This is a genomic window from Neorhizobium sp. DAR64862/K0K3 (assembly GCF_050500185.1).
GTDB classification, from domain to species: Bacteria; Pseudomonadota; Alphaproteobacteria; order Rhizobiales; family Rhizobiaceae; genus Neorhizobium; species Neorhizobium soli.
Map to the genome: position 1 here is coordinate 501,686 of NZ_CP191450.1, position 17,512 is coordinate 519,197.

Genomic DNA, 17,512 nt, shown 5'->3' on the forward strand with positions numbered 1-17,512 from the left:
CTTAAGAATAGATTAGCATGGCTTAATTTAAGAACCGATGCGTATCTGTCGGCACCTACGTTGGTTCGATGGCCGCCATGAGCTATGACTCCGCTCGTGAGACTACAGGAGCGCGCTGCGGATCTTGCTGATGGCGACGTCGGGATCCGAGCCATAGGGAATGAGCCCCTTCAACCGGCCATCCGCACCGATCAGGAACAGATCCATCGTGTGGCTCATGGAATAACCGCCACTCTTGTTCGGCTTCTTTTCCGCAAATGCGCGCCATCCGGCGACCACCCGCCGGATCTCTTCAGGCGTTCCGGTCACCCCCGTGATCCGGTCGGAAAACGCGGTGACATAGCCGTTCATAATGTCAGGAGTGTCCCGTTCCGGATCGACCGTGAACAGGTAGCTTTTGATCGGCAGGCCATCTTCACCCAGTTCCTTGAGGTATCCAGCAACTTCATAAAGCGTCGTCGGGCAGGCTTCCGGGCAATGCGTGTAGCCGAAATAGACCAGTGACGGGTTGCCCTTGAAGATCGACTGATCGATTGCTTCTCCCCGATCGTTGATCAGAGAAAACGCGGTATTGAATGTGGTGTTTCTTGGCTCATCCTTGAACGTGAAGAAGAGGATTCCGACGAGGACAGTGATGAAAATTGCCGAGATCGTTGTGGCAACCAGCATGAACGGGTTCTTCGTCATCAGTCGTGACCTCCGTGTGCGGCATGAGGCTTCTGCGCGCCGGCAAACGGTCCGACGGCAAACTCGACCTCGATCGGCCCGGCCTTTTCGAAGATCAGCGTGACCGCCAGCGTCTCGCCCTCCTTGAAAGGTCTAGAGACATTCGTGAACATGAGATGATAGCCACCGGGTTCCAGCTTGACGGTAGACTTGGCCGGCACGGGGATGCCCTTGTCCAGTTCCCGCATTTCCATCACGGCGCCGGTCATCTTCATCTCGTGGATCTGGACTTCTTCGGCACGATCCGACTTTGCTCCGACAAGCCGATCGGCCGCGCCGGCGTTGTTGATCGTCAGGTAACCCCCTCCGACCTTTGCCACCGGCAGCATGGCGCGGGAATAGGCGGATTCGATCGTGATATCGCCGGTCCCGGGTGCATGCATGTGCTGGGAAGATGCGGTGCTGGGCAGCATCAATGCCACGGCCGCTACAAGAAATTTCGCTCGGATTGTCGACATGGGTATTCGCCTTTGACGTAGCAGAATTGGTTTTGCTTTCTCATCAGCTACGAACAGGAGGCCCTCTGGCCGAGGTGCCAGTCAGCAGGACGAACCGAGGAGGGCTCTCGTCGGTTCCGGAATGGGCGTGAACGATCTCGCGCAGGATCGGCGCACCCAACGTATCTGTCGGCAGTGGCAGTATTGATGCCGTCACATGCCGGCAGCCGTCGCAGGAGATCTTGCTTTCACCTTTATGGTGCTGCGTTTTCCCGGCTTTTGAGGGAAGGCAAAGAACAGGCAGACTTCCGTCCGGGAGGATGTAGGACGCAATCGCGATGGTCTCGATCGAGCGCGCATTGGCGGTCGGATGGGAATTGGCAAATCCGAGCAACAGAAACGCAAGGCTGCAGAGAATGCGCAACCCTACCTGTCTAATCTGCCCAAAACGCCGGATCATCTCGCCTATCAGCTCATCGTGCAGCCCAAGCTCATAATGAGTTACGGCAACCCATGCAATGAGTTGCAACCACAAGGACATTGTGACGCAGGTGAGCCGAGCGGGCAGACGACCCTCCCGATCACGTGCAGCGCTGAATCGGCGTTAGAGGCTCACGCCGCTTTCCCGGTCGAAGACGTAGACAAGGTTTTTGTCGATGCCGGCGCGAAACTGAGTCCCGTGTCGGACAGGATGATCTCCGTCGACGATCGCTGTCATCTGCTGACCGGCAAATTCGAACAGGACGTGTGTTTGCGCGCCCGTGGGTTCGACGAGCAGCGTTTCGCCACCGATATTGTCGCCACCGGCCGTCAGGTGTTCCGGGCGGAGCCCAAGCTTGACGCTCTGGCCGCGACGGACCTTGCGCAGCGGCGAAATGTCGATTGCGGATCCTTCCGCCAGACGAACGACCGGCCTGTCGTTTTCGCCGTCGATCGTGCCGTCGAGAAGGTTCATCGCGGGTGAGCCGATGAAGCCCGCGACGAAGAGGTTGGCGGGTGTCCGGTAGAGCTCCATCGGCGTGCCGACCTGCTCGATGCGGCCGGCGTTGAGAACGACGATCCGGTCGGCAAGGGTCATCGCCTCGATCTGGTCATGCGTCACGTAGATGGACGTCGTGCCGACCTTCTGGTGCAACGCCTTGATCTCGGTGCGCATCTGGACGCGAAGTTTGGCGTCGAGGTTGGAGAGGGGCTCGTCGAACAGAAACACGGCTGGATCGCGCACGATCGCCCGTCCCATCGCGACGCGCTGTCGTTGCCCGCCGGAAAGCTGGCTGGGCTTGCGGTCCAGAAGATCTTCGAGCGCCAGCATGCGGGCTGCTTCTCCGACGCGGGTGGCGATGTCAGGCTTGGTGACACCGGCAAGCTTGAGGTTGAAGCCCATGTTCTCGCCGACCGTCATGTGCGGGTAGAGTGCGTAGGACTGGAACACCATGGCAATGTTGCGTTCCCGCGGCGTCATGGCATTGACCACCGTGCCGCCGATCGTGACTTCGCCGTCGCTGATGTCTTCAAGCCCCGCGATCATGCGCAGCAGCGTCGACTTTCCGCAGCCCGACGGCCCAACCAGGGCGATGAATTCGCCGTCATCGACCGACAGCGAGATATCGTGGACCACCTGGAGCGCGCCGTAGCTCTTGCGAACGTTTGTAAGGCCAACCGATGCCATGATGCTAATCCTTCAATTCAAGACTTTACGGCGCCGGCGGTGAGGCCTGCGATGATGTGTTTCTGGGCCAGGAAGAAGACGATGATCGTCGGCAGGATGGTGAGCGTGATAAAGGCAAGCACCAGTTGCCAGTCGGTGCCGAACTCGCCGCGATAGACCATGATGCCGAGAGGCCACGGATATTTGCTTTCGGTATTCAGCATGATCAGCGGCAGGATGTAGCTGTTCCAGCTGCTAACGAAGGTGACGATGCCGACCGTGGCAACGATCGGCCGCGATAGCGGCAGCGATATGTACCAGAAAAAGCGGATATAGCCGCAGCCATCGACAAAGGCCGCCTGGAACAGCTCTTCCGGCAGGTTGCGGAAATAGTTGCGGAACAGAAGGATGCTCATACCGAGCCCGAATGCGACCTGCGGCAGGATCACGCCCCAATAGGAGTCGAGCAGGCCAAGATCGCGAATACGGATGAACAGCGGGAGAATTGCCGTTGCTGCCGGAAACATCAGCCCGATCAGAAAGTAGTTGAGCAACTGGTTTGAGCCGAAGAAGCGGATATGCGCAAAGCAGAAGGCCGCCATCGACGAGACGACCAATGTGAGGAACACGGTGACACCGGCGATGATCAGCGAGTTCATCATCTGGCGCCAGTAGCGCTCGCCGAACAGGATATCGATGTAGTTGGACCAGACCCATTCGCTGGGCAGCCCGAACGGATTGAGCCGGAGGTCGCCAAGCGTCTTGAAGCCGCCTAGCGCCGTCGTGACCAGCGGAACCAGCACGACGGCAGCGACCAGCGACAGCGAAACATAGACATAGAGGCGCGTGGCCGTGGACACGCGGACTGTGGACGATGTGTCAGTCATTGCGCATGAATATCCTTTTGTAACCGAAGGCGATCGTTACACAAATGACGAACAGGACGACGCCGACGGCGCTTCCCAATCCGACCTGCATGCGCGTGACGCCGTAGGTGTAGAGAAAGGTGACCATGGTCTGTGTCGAGTTCGACGGACCGCCGCCGGTCAGCGGCATGATCAGGTCGAACAGCTGCAGCGATCCGATGATGGCAAAGAAGACGGAGAGACGCACGGTCGACCCGAGCAAGGGCAGGGTGACGTAGCGGAATTTCTGCCAGCCAGTGGCACCGTCGATTTCGGCCGCTTCCATGACGCTCTTGTCGATCGACTGGAGGCCGGCGATGAACAGCATCATGTGGAAGCCGAAATATTTCCAGATGACGACGGCCAGTACCGCGTAGATCGCAAGATCCCTGTCGGCCAGAACATAGGGTGTCGCGACGCCGAGAAAGCCGGCGATTGCGGCGAACAATCCGTAGTCGCCGTCATAGACGAAGCGCCAGATGAGGCCGGCGGCCACATCGGCTAGAACATAAGGTAGAAAGAAGATCAGCCGGAATGCGACGACGCCCCTGATTTTCTTGCCGAGCATCACAGCGAGCCAGATTGCCAGCGGCACCTGCAGCAGCAGGGACACGACGATGATCAGGCCATTGTTGATCAAAGCCGTCGAAAAGGCGGCGTTGTTGAACAGCACCTCGAAATTGCGAACGCCCACAAATTCGGTCGGCGTGCCGTAGCCGTTCCAGCGATAGAAACTGTACCACGCGGCTTCGCCCATGGGCAGGATCACAAAGAGCGTGAACAGAAGCAGGGCAGGCGGCAGGAAGATGATCAGCGCCGGCAATCGGCCACGCGCGGTCGGGCTTTTGTAGCGGACCTTTTCCGGCACACCCATGACGGAGGCGCCGCTGATCTTCGCGGTCATGTTGTTCATCCGGTTTATCCTTGTCGCACCAATTCAGAAGTGCCGTTGCCGATGACGGCGCTGCCGCCACCGGCTTGTCGGCTTACTCCAGTTCGGTCGCGTCCTGGATTGCCTGCGCTCCCTCTTCGGCGGTCATCTGCCCGGCGAGAATTTCGACCGAGACATCATTGACGACGCGGCCAACCGATGGACCGAGATCCTGGTCGAAGAAGTTCTGGTGCCAGGTGGATGCGGCGAGCTGGTCGGCAGATCCCCGCATCAGCGGGTTCTTCAAGCCTTCCTCGGCATCGACAGCCGCAGGAATGATCATCCCTTCGGAGGCCATCTGCCGCTCCATCTCCTGACTGGTCAGGAAGCGGAGGAAATCGACAGCCGCCGGCGAAGCGTTCTTGCTGACGCCCCAGCCGTTGAGCCCGCCCAGCGTATCGGTGGCTTTGCCGGCGCCGCCTTCGACAATCGGGAACCCGAAGCGGCCGATGTTGTCGGCAGCAAGCCCCTTGCCGTCGCCGGCATTCTTGCGCTGGTTTGGCTCGGTATTTTCAAAGCCGAGAAGCATTGCAGCCCGTCCATCGCCGAACGCACCGAGCGTCTGCGGCCAGTTGGCGCCAAGATAGCCGTTCTGGAAAGGCTGAAGCTTCCCGAGCTCTGCCAGTTGCTCGCCGGCCTTGATCACCGCAGGGTGCATGAAGCCTTCGCCTTCTTTATTCTTGGCGGCTTCGAACACTGCTTCGCCGCCATTGCGCATGACGAGGAAGCTCCAGTAGAAATGCAGCGGCCACTTATCACCACCGCCGCCCGCAATCGGTGCGATGCCGGCACCTTTCAACGTCTTGACCGCTCCCAGGAAGTCGTCCCAGGTCTTGATGTCTTCGGCCTTGACGCCTGCCTTGGCGAACAACTCCTTGTTGTAGAAGAAGCTGACGGTCCCCATGCGGTACGGGACGGCATAGATCTTGTCATCGAATGTCAGACCGGCGACGGCGGCTGGCTTGTAGGTCTTGGCCCATTCGCCGCCGTTTGCGTTCATGGCCTCTGTCAGGTCCATCAGGGCGCCCGTCTGGGACTGCTGACGAAGAACGCCGCCACCCCAGCTGTAGAAGAAGTCAGGCGCCGCGTCAGACTGCAGAAGCGTCGGCAACTTGGCCTTGAACGCTTCGTTTTCCAGAAACTGCAGCTGGATATCAACATCCGGATGCTGGGTTTCATATTTCTTGGCGATGTCTTCCCACGTCTTGATATAGGCGGGGACAGTTTCGACGTGCATCCATTTGACGACGGTCTGCGCAGCAGTTGCCGTATGGGTCCCGAAAAGCGTCGAAAGTGCTGTGGCTGCGGCGAGCGCAGTGATCCGAACGCCCGTATAGGACGTTGCCTTATGGTGATAGGTCATTCTTCCTCCTCCAAAGGGAAACAACCATCCTCAATTTTTCCCTTATGCGGATTAATTCAAACGACATTTGCATCATTGTCAACCGCGCTCGCTGAAGTTTTGCTCACATTGGCTTGACAAGAGGCGGTTCGTCGACGCTATTTAATTCGTGATCCGACATAAATATCGGAATCAAACGTCATAGCGATACGGGCATCCGGCTTTCCATGAAGACTGCAGATCCAGAATTGATGCGGGCGATCAATCGTTTCACGGTGCTGGACAAGATCCGCAGGCGCGGCCCGATTTCCCGGGTCGAGATCAGCGAACGTTCGCAGCTGTCGACCACGACCGTTTCGGCTATCACTGCCTCTCTGCTCGACGACGGACTGATCCTGACGAGGCACGAGGGCGATATCAGAAATACGGCGGCACGGGGCAGGCCGCGGGTGATGCTGGAGCTCAACCCGGATGCGGCACGCGTCGTCGGCGCCAAGATCGCCAATAACCGCCTCGTTTTCGCGCTGACGAATTTCTGCGGCGAGGTTCTGTCGCAGCTCACCATCCCTGTCCGCGTCGACAGGCTGCCGATCGGTGTGATCAGCGATCTCGTCGAAGACGGCGTGCGGCGGTGCATCGTCGATGCCGGGATTTCGCTGAGCGACATCGACACAGTGTGCCTGGGCCTGCCGGGCGTTGTCGAACATCGCACCGGAAAGGTGCGCTCCAGCCCGATCTTTCGCGAGACGGATATCAATTTTGCCGAGGAGATGACGAGCCGGCTTGGCCTACCGACGATCGTCGAAAGCGATGCGCACGCGATCGCCTTGTCGCACCACTGGTTCGGTCAGGCCCGGGATCTCGACGATTTCGTCATCGTCTCGCTGGAGCAGACATTGGGCCTTGCACTTCTTCACAACGGCCAGGTGTTCCGTGGCGCTGGTGGTCTCAGTCATAATCTCGGCGATCTGGTGCTCGGGGCGACATCCGAGGAGACGCTCAGGCTTTCGGCGATTGCGGGCGAGACAGCCATTTTCGGTGAGCAGCAAATGGTCGGTCATTTCGCCGAAGCCGTCAGGCTTGGGCGCGGCATGGCGCATGCACAAGCGCTGATCGCCACCGAGAACAACCCATTGTCGGGCGCTGCCGTAAGGGCCGGCGAAGCGGTCGGCTTGGCGATTGCCAACATCGTCACACTCTTCGGTCCGCCCCGCGTCATCATCGTCGGCTCGACGCTGGGCCTTGGCGCGGTGTTTACCGACAGCCTGCAGCAATCCTATTCCCGCGCGATCCCGAGCTCGATCAGCGAAGTCGCCGAACTGGTTTTCGACCAGTCGACCGATGAAGCCTGGGCGCAGGGAGCGGCGGTCGTCGCTCTGCGGGAGCTTTACGAGTCGCCCTGGGGAACGACAGGTCCCGCTTCGAGCCTCTAGCGCAGGCGAACCACATATTTGCAACTTTGGGAGGAGACTATGCAAAAACTCGGCATCGGCATCATCGGATGCGGCAACATATCGTCAGCCTATCTGAAAGCGATGGCGTCTTTCCCGGTCCTCGACATCCGCGGCATCGCCGACCTCAATCACGGTCTGGCGGAGCAGCGCGCCGGAGAATTCAACCTTTCGGCCAAGAGCATCGATGAGTTGCTCGGCGATCCGGAGATCCAGCTGATCGTCAACCTAACCGTGCCCAAGGCGCATGTGGAGGTCGGTCTTCGCGCCCTTGCTCATGGCAAGCATACCTATTCCGAAAAGCCGCTCGGGATTACCTTTGCGGAAGGCAAGAAGCTGGCAGAGACCGCGAAGACGACTGGTCTTCGGATCGGCGCGGCACCCGATACGTTCCTCGGCGGCTCGCACCAGACGGCGCGGTCGATCATCGATACGGGCGTGCTGGGAACGCCGGTTGGCGGAACCGCCACCTTCATGTGCCCCGGCCACGAACGTTGGCATCCAAACCCGGATTTCTACTATGAGGCCGGCGGCGGCCCGATGCTCGATATGGGGCCTTACTACATCACCGACCTCGTCAACCTTCTGGGTCCGGTTGCCAAAGTCGCGGGCTTTGCGGTCACTCCGCGCAACGAGCGCACGATCACCAGCGAACCTCGCAACGGCCAGAAGATCCCGGTGCATATTCCCACGCATGTTTCGAGCGTCATGGCGTTTGAAAACGGAGCCGTGGTGCAGATCAGCATGAGCTTCGACGTCGCGGGTCACAAGCATGTGCCGCTCGAGGTCTACGGTACCGAGGGAACGCTGATTGTCCCCGATCCGAACCACTTCGGCGGCGACATTCAGCTGCTGAAGAAAGGCGGCAGCTTCGAGCTGCAGCCGACGACGGAACCCTATGCGGATGGCAATTACCGGTCGCTCGGCGTTGCGGACATGGCTCATGCCATCCTGTCCGACCGCCCGCATCGGGCAAGCGGCGACCTGGCTCTGCATGTCCTTGAGGTCATGGAAGCCTTCGGCACCGCGGCGGACAAGGGGCAGACCGTTGACATCACTACCAAGCCCGAGCGGCCGGCACCGCTTTCGCAATCCTTGATAGACGGGCAGATCGCCCGCTGACACCACACTGGAGGAGACTGATATGCGCGAAGCTTTGATCGTATGGGGTGGCTGGAGCGGGCATGAACCGCAGGAATGCGCTCATGTCATAAGGGACATTCTTCAGGAAGATGGTTTCAAGGTCTATCTTGAAAACACGACGGAAGCGTTTGCAGATCCTTCCATTCACGACCTGTCCCTGATTGTGCCGATCATGACCATGTCGAAGATCGAGAAGGAAGAGGCGAAAAACCTCGCGTCTGCCGTCGAAAACGGCGTCGGCATCGCCGGTTACCACGGTGGCGCCGGTGACGCGTTTCGCGAATGCGTCGAATACCAGTTCATCATTGGCGGCCAGTGGGTGGCCCACCCCGGCAACATCATCGACTACACCGTCAATGTGACCCGCCCGGACGACGAGTTGATGCAGGGCATCAGTGATTTCCCATACACGTCCGAGCAATACTACATGCACGTGGACCCTTCGAACGAGGTGCTTGCGACGACCACGTTCAATGGCGATCACGCCTACTGGATCGACGGCGTTGTCATGCCTGTCGTCTGGAAGCGCAAATACGGCAAAGGGCGCGTCTTCTATTCGTCGCTTGGCCATGTGGCGAAGGAATTCGACGTGCCGCAGATGAAGACGATCTTCAGACGTGGTGCAAACTGGGCGGCGCGCTGATGGTTGCCTGACGCTCAGTCCACCCGATCTCCGACAAGCATGGCTCGGCTCTCATGAAAATCTCGGCGATAAAGCCCTATGTCACCAAACTCGGTGTTCGCAACCAACTGCTTCTCAAGGTGGAAACGGAGGAGGGGATTTATGGTTGGGGCGAGTCGGGCCTGTCATATCGAGAGAAGGCGGTTCTCGGGGCGATCGATCACTACAGCCGGTTTCTGATCGGTCGGGATCCGATGCAGTGCGGCGCCCTGTGGCAGGAGATGTATCGAAGCCAGTATTTCGAGGGCGGACGGGTGTTGACGGCCGCGATCTCTGCCCTCGACATCGCCTTTCACGATATCAAGGGTAAGGCTCTCGGAGTGCCCGTGTACCAATTGCTCGGAGGCCGGCAGCGCGAGCGGGTGCCGGCCTTCGCAACGACCTCTGCCGAACCGGGACCTGAGATGGTGGAGCAGGCGCTGCTCCTGAAGGACCAGGGCTGGCGGTGCATCCGGATGATCGCCACCGGCCAGGAAAACAGCGATCGTTTCGAACCACGCGAGTCGATCGCGACGACAGCCGAATGGGTCACCCGCGTGCGCGAGGCCGTGGGCAATGAGATTACGCTCGGCGTCGAGTACCATCATCGCCTCAGCGTCGCCGAGGCCGCCTCGTTTTGTCAAAAGCTGCCGCGGGGCACTCTGGATTTCATCGAGGAACCGATCCGCGACGAGACGCCCGGTGCCTACGAAGCACTGCGCAGAATGACGGAGATACCGTTTGCCATCGGCGAGGAGTTTTCGTCGAAATGGCAATTCCTTCCCTATGTCGAACGTGACCTCCTGCAGTTCTGCCGTATCGACATCTGCAATGTCGGCGGTTTCACCGAAGCGATGAAGATTGCCGGTTGGTGCGAGGCGCATTACGTCGACCTCATGCCGCATGCGCCGCTTGGCGCCGTATGCACGGCGGCCTCCGTCCACCTTGCTGCAGCTGTCGCCAACTTCGCTTGGCTGGAATGCCGTAACTCACCGACAGAGCAGCTGGGTTTCGGTGACCCCGCAACCTACCCGAAACAGATAGGGATGGACGGAGCCTTCTACCGCGTGCCGGACGAGCCGGGTCTCGGTGTCGAGGTCAATGAATCGCTTCTACAGGCGTCGAGCTTCGAATACAGCGAGCCGCCGCACCTGCGCCGCGATGACGGCTCTTTCACCAACTGGTGAGAGCGGGACCAACCGTGTTCGTATCGTGGGTGAACGCGGAAGCGCGTCCTTGCTTGATCCGCCGTGCCTAATCTCAACGGAACAAAATCCGGCTCCGCGGGTTGTCCTCCGCGCATTCGAAAGTGAATGCAGAACTTGGAGGAACACCATGAAAAAACTTAGCTTTGGCCTCGCTGCAGTCCTTCTTTCGGCATCCGCCGTTCTGGCTCAGACAGAGCCTAAGACGACCGAGACACCCGCGGTGAGCACCTCCGGCGAAACAAATCCGGCCGCACCGGTTGCTGGCAAGAACAGCTTCACAGAGGCGCAGGCAAAATCGAGAATCGAAGAAGCCGGTTACGCGGAAGTCTCCGGTCTCAAGCTGGACGACCAGGGCATCTGGCGCGCCATGGGTACCAAGGACGGCAAGCACGGCAACGTGGCGCTGGACTTCCAGGGCAATGTGGTGATGGCGAAGTAAGCCTGATCGTCCCAACAACAATAACGAATACGAAGAGGAAATTCCCATGCGTACCATTACTGGACTTTACGACAGCTACGATGACGCCCGCGCCGCGGTGAAGGCTCTCGAAGATGCTGGCGTGTCATCCGACGACATCAGCATCGTGTCGCACAAGAACGGCAAAGAAGATATCGAAGGCCAGGGCAGCAACGCTGCTGAAGGCGCGGGCACAGGCGCTGGCATCGGTGCCGTCGCTGGTGGCGCCGGTGGTCTTCTGGCCGGTCTCGGAATGCTCGCAATCCCAGGCGTTGGCCCGGTTGTAGCAGCTGGTTGGCTTGCAGCAACGGCAGCCGGTGCTGTCGCTGGCGCAGTGGCCGGTGGCGCAGCAGGCGGCATCGTCGGTGCCATGATCGAATCCGGTGTGTCGGAGAAGGACGCCCACCTTTATGCCGAAGGCGTACGCCGCGGCGGTTCGCTGGTCGTCGCCAAGGTCGATGACGACAAGGCAGTGGCTTCGGAAGCGATCCTGACCCGTTCGCGTTCTGTCGATCTCAACGAGCGTCGTACAGCCTACACCAATGATGGCTGGTCGCAGTTCGACGACAACGCTGATCCTTACACACAGGACCAGATCGATGCCGAGCGCGGTCGCTACCGCACCAACACTCCGATCTGATCCATATTCTGAAAGGGCGGTCTTCATGGCCGCCCTTTCTCTATGCCGGGCAACTGCCGGCGAATCCGCAAGGCGGCATCGATCTGTCAACTTGTGCTTTGTCAAAACCAACACGCAGCACCGCAAATTTTGGCTGGGCCGCGAACTCGATAGTCGCACTCGGGTACAATTCGCGTGAAAATAGCCAGCTACAACGTCAACGGCATCAACGGGCGGATCGATATCCTCCTCCAGTGGCTGGAGGAATCGCAGCCTGATGTCGTGTGTCTGCAGGAGCTCAAAGCGCCTGATCAAAAGTTTCCCATCAAAGCCATTGAAGCAGCCGGTTACGGCGCCGTGTGGCACGGGCAGAAATCCTGGAATGGCGTGGCGATTCTAGCGCGCGGCGAAGAGCCGTTGCTGACTCGAAAGGGCCTCCCTGGCGATCCTGACGATGTCCAAAGCCGATATATCGAAGCCCTTGTGAACGGTATCCTCATCGGCAACGTCTATCTTCCGAATGGTAATCCTTCACCCGGCCCGAAATTCGATTACAAGCTCGCGTGGCTGTCGCGACTGCAGGACTATGCCGCCGAGCTGATAGAATTAGACGTTCCGGTCATCATCGCTGGTGATTACAACATCATACCGACCGAACTCGACGTCTATAAGCCTGAGCGATGGGCAGATGATGCGTTGTTCCGGGCCGAAGTTCGCGATGCATTCAGGAAGCTTCTCGCGCAGGGCTGGACGGATGCCATTCGCAGGTTACATGCCGACGAGCGCATCTACACCTTCTGGGACTACATCCGGAATGCGTATGGGCGAAACGCAGGACTTCGCCTCGACCATTTCCTGTTGAGCCCAGGTCTCGCAGACGACCTCTCGCGAGCCGAGGTCGACATGCATGTTCGGGGCTGGGCCCACACGAGCGACCATGCACCTGTATGGATAGAGTTGTTAGACGATCTTAAAAAAGGAGCTGAGTGATGGAAGGCCATTGGACAAACGAACTTCGCCAGAAGGTTGAGGCACTCGTCGACGAATACGTTGCAGCTGGAGCATCCCAGAGCGATGTGCTCGATGTCGTAGCAAAGACAGGGGTCGATCTGCGGCTTCCGAAAACCGATGAGCCTGATCGCGCCAGCGACAAGGCTGTTGTCGAGGAACCCGCCAACGATTGGCCGGCTGCGACGTAAGGCTGCGCGGAGGGGCGTGACGATCACGTTGCCGCGGACTACCATGACCGCCCGGCATGGCGGTTATGGCTCACATATGGGAAGGGAACAGAAACATGACAAAGCGGATCGTTTTCACTGGCGGCACCGGAAAAGCCGGCAAGCATGCGGTATCGTATCTTCTGGCGAAGGGATACTCGGTCCTGAATGTCGATCTGAAACCGCTCGATATGCCCGGCGTGAATACGCTGATCACGGATATCACCGACAGCGGCCAGGTCTTCAATGCGTTGACGACGCATTTCGGATTCTCCGGCTTCGAAGACGGCGCACCACCATCGGCACCCGATGCGGTCGTCCATTTCGCAGCCGTTCCACGCGTGCTGATCGAGCCTGATAACAAAACATTCGAAGCCAATGTCATGGGCACCTATAACGTGCTGGAAGCCGCCATGAAGCTCGGCGTACGCAAAGTCGTGATTGCTTCAAGCGAGACGACCTACGGCGTCTGCTTTGCCGAAGGTGACAAGAATTTCCACGCGTTTCCGCTGGAAGAAGATTACGACAGCGATCCGATGGACAGCTACGGATTGTCGAAAGTCGTCAACGAAAAAACCGCTCGCGCCTTTGCCATGCGCTACGGAGCCGACGTCTATGCTCTGCGCATCGGAAACGTGATCGAGCCTGACGAATACGACAATTTCGCAGATTTCCTTGAACAGCCTATGTCGCGAAAACGCAATGCGTGGAGCTACATCGACGCGCGCGACCTTGGTCAGATCGTCCATCTCTGCCTGGAGAAAGACGGGCTTGGCTATCAGGTCTTCAACGCAGTCAACGACACGATCACCGCCGAGCTGCCAACCGCCGAATTCCTCGCAAAATATTGTCCGGATACGCCGGTCTGGCGCGAGATGGGTCGGGATGAAGCGCCGCTCTCGAACCGCAAGGCCCGCGAAGTTTTAGGCTTCCGCGAAGAGCATCCCTGGCGGCGATATATGCTTCGCTGAGCTGCCAGATTGTCCGCTTCCGCAAGGGCGGGGGAGCTTGAAATGGATGCGGACGTCAGCCTATCGGAGGGGCTGGCGTCATCTCCGGCAAGCGGTTAGCAATAGTTCTAGACGAAGCCGCAGCTTCATCTTTGATCGCGAAGGCATAAGGCGCGCCGCTGTCGCATCAGCCTTAGCTGGGGCACGGGGACGAGGGGATGGGAGACGACAACGCATGCTGCAGATAATCGAACAGCTGGAACAACGCAGGGCTGAGGCGCGTCTTGGAGGGGGACAAAGACGGATCGACGCCCAGCACGCGAAGGGCAAGCTGACGGCGCGCGAGCGGATAGAGGTCCTGCTGGACGAGGGCTCCTTCGAGGAGTTCGACATGTATGTCACCCATCGCTGCACGGATTTCGGCATGGAGACACAGAAGGTGGCCGGCGACGGTGTCGTGACCGGCTGGGGCACCATCAACGGGCGCCAGGTCTATGTCTTCAGCCAGGATTTCACAGTGCTCGGCGGGTCTCTGTCCGAAACCCATGCCCAGAAGATCTGCAAGATCATGGATATGGCGGTGAAGGTCGGGGCGCCCGTCATAGGCCTCAACGATTCCGGCGGGGCTCGCATTCAGGAAGGTGTTGCGTCCTTGGGCGGCTATGCGGAGGTGTTTCGACGCAATGCCGAGGTTTCCGGCGTCATCCCGCAGATCTCGGTGATCATGGGACCATGCGCCGGCGGCGCCGTCTATTCGCCTGCCATGACCGACTTCATCTTCATGGTGCGTGACACGTCCTATATGTTCGTGACGGGCCCGGACGTGGTGAAGACCGTGACGAACGAGATCGTGACAGCCGAAGAACTGGGGGGCGCCACGACCCATACCCAGAAATCCTCGGTCGCGGATGCCGCCTTCGAAAACGACGTGGAAGCGCTGGAAGCGGTCAGACAGCTGTTCGACTTTCTGCCTCTCAACAATCGCCAGAAGCCCCCGGTTCGCCCTGTCCATGACGACCCGTCGCGGCTGGAGATGCGGCTCGATACGCTGATCCCAGACAGCGCGGCCAAGCCCTATGACATGAAGGAACTGATCACGGCACTTGCCGATGAAGGCGACTTCTTCGAGATCCAGGAAGCCTTTGCGAAAAACATCATCACCGGTTTCATTCGCATGGAGGGACAGACGATCGGCATCGTTGCCAACCAGCCGATGGTGCTGGCCGGCTGCCTCGATATCGACTCGTCGCGCAAGGCGGCGCGGTTTGTGCGGTTCTGCGATGCGTTTTCCATTCCGCTGCTGACGCTGGTCGATGTGCCGGGCTTCCTTCCGGGCACGGCGCAGGAATATGGCGGCGTCATCAAGCACGGCGCAAAGCTGCTGTTTGCCTATTCGCAGGCCACCGTGCCGATGGTGACGCTGATAACCCGCAAGGCATATGGGGGCGCGTATGACGTGATGGCGTCCAAGCATATCGGCGCCGATATCAACTATGCCTGGCCGACGGCTGAAATCGCCGTTATGGGCGCTAAAGGTGCGACCGAGATCCTGTATAGGTCGGAGCTTGACGATCCGGACAAGATCGCAGCCCGCACCCGGGAATACGAGGAGCGGTTCGCCAACCCGTTTATCGCGGCAGAGCGTGGCTTTATCGACGATGTGATCATGCCGCATTCGTCGCGCCGTCGTATCGCAAGGGCATTTGCCTCGTTGCGCGACAAGCAGGTGCAGACCCATTGGAAAAAGCACGACACAATCCCGCTGTGAGGCTCCAAGCATGATCAAGAAAATCCTGATCGCCAATCGCGGCGAAATTGCCTGCCGGGTCATCCGGACCGCCAAGCGGATGGGTATCGCAACCGTCGCCGTCTACTCGGACGCCGATCGTGATGCGCTGCATGTGAGGATGGCGGATGAGGCGGTTCATATCGGTCCAGCACCTTCCGACCAGTCCTATATCGTCATCGACCGTATTCTCGATGCCGTCGCGAAAACAGGCGCAGATGCCGTCCACCCTGGATACGGGTTTCTGTCGGAAAACGCCCTGTTCGCAGCAGCGCTCGAGAAAGCCGGCATCATCTTCGTCGGTCCGCCGGTCAGGGCGATCGAAGCGATGGGCGACAAGATCACGTCCAAGAAGATCGCCGCCGAAGCGGGCGTTTCGACCGTGCCGGGTCACATGGATCTCATTGCGGATGCCGATGAGGCCGTAAAGATTTCCTCCTCGATCGGCTATCCGGTCATGATCAAGGCGTCTGCCGGCGGTGGCGGCAAGGGCATGCGGATCGCCTGGAACGATGCCGAAGCCCGGGAAGGTTTCCAGTCATCCAAAAACGAGGCGAAGTCTTCCTTTGGCGACGATCGCATCTTCATCGAAAAATTCGTGACGCAACCGCGTCACATCGAGATCCAGGTACTCGGCGACCAGCACGGGACCACGCTCTATCTCGGGGAGCGCGAATGCTCGATCCAGAGGCGAAACCAGAAGGTTATCGAGGAAGCGCCGTCTCCCTTCCTCGATGAGCAGACCCGGAAAGCGATGGGCGAGCAGGCCGTCTTGCTCGCAAAGGCCGTTGGTTATTTCTCCGCGGGCACAGTCGAATGCATCGTCGACGGCAACAGGAAATTCTACTTCCTCGAAATGAACACCCGGCTGCAGGTCGAGCATCCTGTGACGGAGCTAATTACCGGCGTCGATCTCGTCGAACAGATGATCCGGATCGCGGCCGGTGAAAAGCTGGCCCTCAGCCAGGACGACGTGAAGCTTGAAGGCTGGGCGATCGAAAGCCGGCTCTATGCCGAAGATCCCTATCGCAATTTCCTGCCGTCGATCGGCAGGCTCAGCCGCTACCGTCCACCGGTCGAGGGCGTCAAGCACGATGGCACGATCGTGCGCAACGATACCGGCGTCTTCGAGGGTGGCGAGATTTCGATGTACTACGACCCGATGGTCGCCAAGCTCTGCACCTGGGCGAAAGACAGGACGGCTGCGATCGATGCGATGGCGACAGCGCTCGACGGTTTTGAGGTCGAGGGCATCGGCCACAACCTACCCTTCCTCTCGGCGGTCATGAGCCAGGAGCGTTTCCGCTCCGGCAACTTGACGACGGCCTATATCGCCGAGGAGTTTCCCGATGGCTTTTCCGGTGTGCATCCCGATGCGGATGCGTTGCGGACGCTGGCAGTGATTGCGGCGTTTGCGCATCAGATGATCAGGCAGCGGGCGCTGCAGATCTCAGGAACGCTTGCGACCGCTGGCCGCGTGACGGCCAAGGACTGGATCGTGGCACTGGCAGACGCTGAGGAAACGGTCACGATCGAGACCGGATCGGCAGAAAGCGCCGTCGTATTTGCAGATGGCAGTCGCTTCGCGATCTCTTCGGACTGGCTGCCCGGCAAGCGACTTGCCAGTTTTACCATCGGTGACAGAGTTGCCGAAGTGAAAATCGATCTGATCGGATCGGCCATCCGGCTACGTTGGCGCGGTATGGATGTCAGGGCGCGGGTGCGTTCACCGCGTGTTGCGCAGCTTGCACGCCTGATGCCGGTCAAGGTCCCGCCGGATATGTCGCGAATGCTGCTCTGCCCGATGCCCGGTGTCATCACCTCGGTCACGGTCGGCGTGGGCGATCAGGTCGAAGCAGGTCAGACGCTGGCGACTGTCGAGGCGATGAAGATGGAAAATGTCCTGAAGGCGGAACGTCGTGGCGTGGTAAAGCGGGTGACAGCCGTACCCGGCCAGAGCCTCGCGGTCGATGAACTGATCATGGAGTTCGAGTAAGGTTTGCCGACGATCTCTCATAATCGGTGCCGACG

The 17,512-nt window shown here is 59.4% G+C and carries 18 protein-coding genes; 11 read left to right on the forward strand and 7 right to left on the reverse strand.

The features are described from left to right. Positions 1–102: 102 nt before the first annotated feature. The 7 genes from ACQY1L_RS19160 to ACQY1L_RS19190 form a co-directional block, all read right to left on the reverse strand. Positions 103–687 (reverse strand): SCO family protein, encoded by a 585-nt coding sequence (locus ACQY1L_RS19160; RefSeq protein WP_430245615.1) that lies wholly within the window; start codon positions 685–687, stop codon positions 103–105. Next, positions 687–1,184 carry a copper chaperone PCu(A)C gene (locus ACQY1L_RS19165; protein ID WP_430245617.1) on the reverse strand — a complete coding sequence of 166 codons (498 nt, stop codon included), beginning with the start codon at positions 1,182–1,184 and terminating at the stop codon, positions 687–689. Before ACQY1L_RS19165 ends, ACQY1L_RS19160 begins: the two co-directional genes overlap by 1 nt. A 43-nt stretch (positions 1,185–1,227) precedes the next feature. Continuing rightward, positions 1,228–1,623 (reverse strand): hypothetical protein, encoded by a 396-nt coding sequence (locus ACQY1L_RS19170; RefSeq protein ID WP_430262112.1) that lies wholly within the window; start codon positions 1,621–1,623, stop codon positions 1,228–1,230. A gap of 144 nt (positions 1,624–1,767) precedes the next feature. Further along, positions 1,768–2,832 (reverse strand): ABC transporter ATP-binding protein, encoded by a 1,065-nt coding sequence (locus ACQY1L_RS19175; RefSeq protein WP_062459626.1) that lies wholly within the window; start codon positions 2,830–2,832, stop codon positions 1,768–1,770. A 17-nt stretch (positions 2,833–2,849) separates the two neighbouring features. Further along, on the reverse strand, positions 2,850–3,698 hold the full coding sequence (locus ACQY1L_RS19180; RefSeq protein WP_062578048.1) for a carbohydrate ABC transporter permease: 849 nt from the start codon (positions 3,696–3,698) through the stop codon (positions 2,850–2,852). Continuing rightward, entirely contained in the window at positions 3,691–4,590 is a 900-nt protein-coding gene (locus tag ACQY1L_RS19185) for a carbohydrate ABC transporter permease (protein WP_092663466.1), read from the reverse strand. Before ACQY1L_RS19185 ends, ACQY1L_RS19180 begins: the two co-directional genes overlap by 8 nt. 112 nt (positions 4,591–4,702) lie before the next feature. Further along, entirely contained in the window at positions 4,703–6,010 is a 1,308-nt protein-coding gene (locus ACQY1L_RS19190) for an ABC transporter substrate-binding protein (protein WP_430245621.1), read from the reverse strand. Between the two features lie 206 nt (positions 6,011–6,216). Here ACQY1L_RS19190 and ACQY1L_RS19195 point away from each other — a divergent pair, with 206 nt between their 5' ends. The 11 genes from ACQY1L_RS19195 (at position 6,217) to ACQY1L_RS19245 (ending at position 17,477) form a co-directional block, all read left to right on the forward strand. Then, on the forward strand, positions 6,217–7,422 hold the full coding sequence (locus ACQY1L_RS19195; protein WP_430245623.1) for an ROK family protein: 1,206 nt from the start codon (positions 6,217–6,219) through the stop codon (positions 7,420–7,422). Positions 7,423–7,461: 39 nt separating this feature from the next. After that, complete coding sequence (locus ACQY1L_RS19200) at positions 7,462–8,562, forward strand: Gfo/Idh/MocA family protein (protein WP_184655397.1); 1,101 nt, start codon at positions 7,462–7,464, stop codon at positions 8,560–8,562. Between the two features lie 22 nt (positions 8,563–8,584). Then, a complete protein-coding gene (locus ACQY1L_RS19205; RefSeq protein ID WP_062459644.1) occupies positions 8,585–9,226 on the forward strand; it encodes a ThuA domain-containing protein in 642 nt (213 codons plus the stop codon). Between the two features lie 53 nt (positions 9,227–9,279). Then, a complete protein-coding gene (locus ACQY1L_RS19210; RefSeq protein WP_430245625.1) occupies positions 9,280–10,431 on the forward strand; it encodes a mandelate racemase/muconate lactonizing enzyme family protein in 1,152 nt (383 codons plus the stop codon). A gap of 148 nt (positions 10,432–10,579) precedes the next feature. After that, on the forward strand, positions 10,580–10,891 hold the full coding sequence (locus tag ACQY1L_RS19215) for a PepSY domain-containing protein (protein WP_430245627.1): 312 nt from the start codon (positions 10,580–10,582) through the stop codon (positions 10,889–10,891). A gap of 46 nt (positions 10,892–10,937) precedes the next feature. Further along, complete coding sequence (locus ACQY1L_RS19220) at positions 10,938–11,549, forward strand: general stress protein (protein WP_092663077.1); 612 nt, start codon at positions 10,938–10,940, stop codon at positions 11,547–11,549. A 174-nt stretch (positions 11,550–11,723) separates the two neighbouring features. Further along, positions 11,724–12,518, forward strand: coding sequence for an exodeoxyribonuclease III (gene xth / locus ACQY1L_RS19225; protein ID WP_430245629.1), 795 nt, complete (start codon positions 11,724–11,726; stop codon positions 12,516–12,518). After that, a complete protein-coding gene (locus tag ACQY1L_RS19230) occupies positions 12,518–12,727 on the forward strand; it encodes a hypothetical protein (protein WP_113165411.1) in 210 nt (69 codons plus the stop codon). Before xth ends, ACQY1L_RS19230 begins: the two co-directional genes overlap by 1 nt. 95 nt (positions 12,728–12,822) lie before the next feature. Then, the gene (locus ACQY1L_RS19235; RefSeq protein WP_062459663.1) at positions 12,823–13,716 is read left to right on the forward strand and encodes an NAD-dependent epimerase/dehydratase family protein; all 894 of its coding nucleotides are present in this window, start codon (positions 12,823–12,825) and stop codon (positions 13,714–13,716) included. Between the two features lie 214 nt (positions 13,717–13,930). Continuing rightward, a complete protein-coding gene (locus ACQY1L_RS19240; protein ID WP_062459666.1) occupies positions 13,931–15,463 on the forward strand; it encodes an acyl-CoA carboxylase subunit beta in 1,533 nt (510 codons plus the stop codon). Between the two features lie 10 nt (positions 15,464–15,473). Continuing rightward, entirely contained in the window at positions 15,474–17,477 is a 2,004-nt protein-coding gene (locus ACQY1L_RS19245) for an acetyl-CoA carboxylase biotin carboxylase subunit (protein ID WP_430245632.1), read from the forward strand. Positions 17,478–17,512: the final 35 nt, after the last annotated feature.

Excerpts from the sequence above, each read along its gene's own strand:
- ACQY1L_RS19205 (WP_062459644.1), top strand. The coding sequence starts at position 8,585 with ATGCGCGAAGCTTTGATCGTATGGGGTGGCTGGAGCGGGCATGAACCG.
- ACQY1L_RS19180 (WP_062578048.1), bottom strand. The coding sequence starts at position 3,698 with ATGACTGACACATCGTCCACAGTCCGCGTGTCCACGGCCACGCGCCTC.
- ACQY1L_RS19195 (WP_430245623.1), top strand. The coding sequence starts at position 6,217 with ATGAAGACTGCAGATCCAGAATTGATGCGGGCGATCAATCGTTTCACG.
- ACQY1L_RS19185 (WP_092663466.1), bottom strand. The coding sequence starts at position 4,590 with ATGGGTGTGCCGGAAAAGGTCCGCTACAAAAGCCCGACCGCGCGTGGC.
- ACQY1L_RS19200 (WP_184655397.1), top strand. The coding sequence starts at position 7,462 with ATGCAAAAACTCGGCATCGGCATCATCGGATGCGGCAACATATCGTCA.
- ACQY1L_RS19170 (WP_430262112.1), bottom strand. The coding sequence starts at position 1,623 with ATGATCCGGCGTTTTGGGCAGATTAGACAGGTAGGGTTGCGCATTCTC.
- ACQY1L_RS19240 (WP_062459666.1), top strand. The coding sequence starts at position 13,931 with ATGCTGCAGATAATCGAACAGCTGGAACAACGCAGGGCTGAGGCGCGT.
- ACQY1L_RS19220 (WP_092663077.1), top strand. The coding sequence starts at position 10,938 with ATGCGTACCATTACTGGACTTTACGACAGCTACGATGACGCCCGCGCC.
- ACQY1L_RS19160 (WP_430245615.1), bottom strand. The coding sequence starts at position 687 with ATGACGAAGAACCCGTTCATGCTGGTTGCCACAACGATCTCGGCAATT.
- ACQY1L_RS19245 (WP_430245632.1), top strand. The coding sequence starts at position 15,474 with ATGATCAAGAAAATCCTGATCGCCAATCGCGGCGAAATTGCCTGCCGG.
- ACQY1L_RS19165 (WP_430245617.1), bottom strand. The coding sequence starts at position 1,184 with ATGTCGACAATCCGAGCGAAATTTCTTGTAGCGGCCGTGGCATTGATG.
- ACQY1L_RS19175 (WP_062459626.1), bottom strand. The coding sequence starts at position 2,832 with ATGGCATCGGTTGGCCTTACAAACGTTCGCAAGAGCTACGGCGCGCTC.
- ACQY1L_RS19215 (WP_430245627.1), top strand. The coding sequence starts at position 10,580 with ATGAAAAAACTTAGCTTTGGCCTCGCTGCAGTCCTTCTTTCGGCATCC.
- ACQY1L_RS19230 (WP_113165411.1), top strand. The coding sequence starts at position 12,518 with ATGGAAGGCCATTGGACAAACGAACTTCGCCAGAAGGTTGAGGCACTC.
- ACQY1L_RS19190 (WP_430245621.1), bottom strand. The coding sequence starts at position 6,010 with ATGACCTATCACCATAAGGCAACGTCCTATACGGGCGTTCGGATCACT.
- ACQY1L_RS19210 (WP_430245625.1), top strand. The coding sequence starts at position 9,280 with ATGAAAATCTCGGCGATAAAGCCCTATGTCACCAAACTCGGTGTTCGC.
- ACQY1L_RS19235 (WP_062459663.1), top strand. The coding sequence starts at position 12,823 with ATGACAAAGCGGATCGTTTTCACTGGCGGCACCGGAAAAGCCGGCAAG.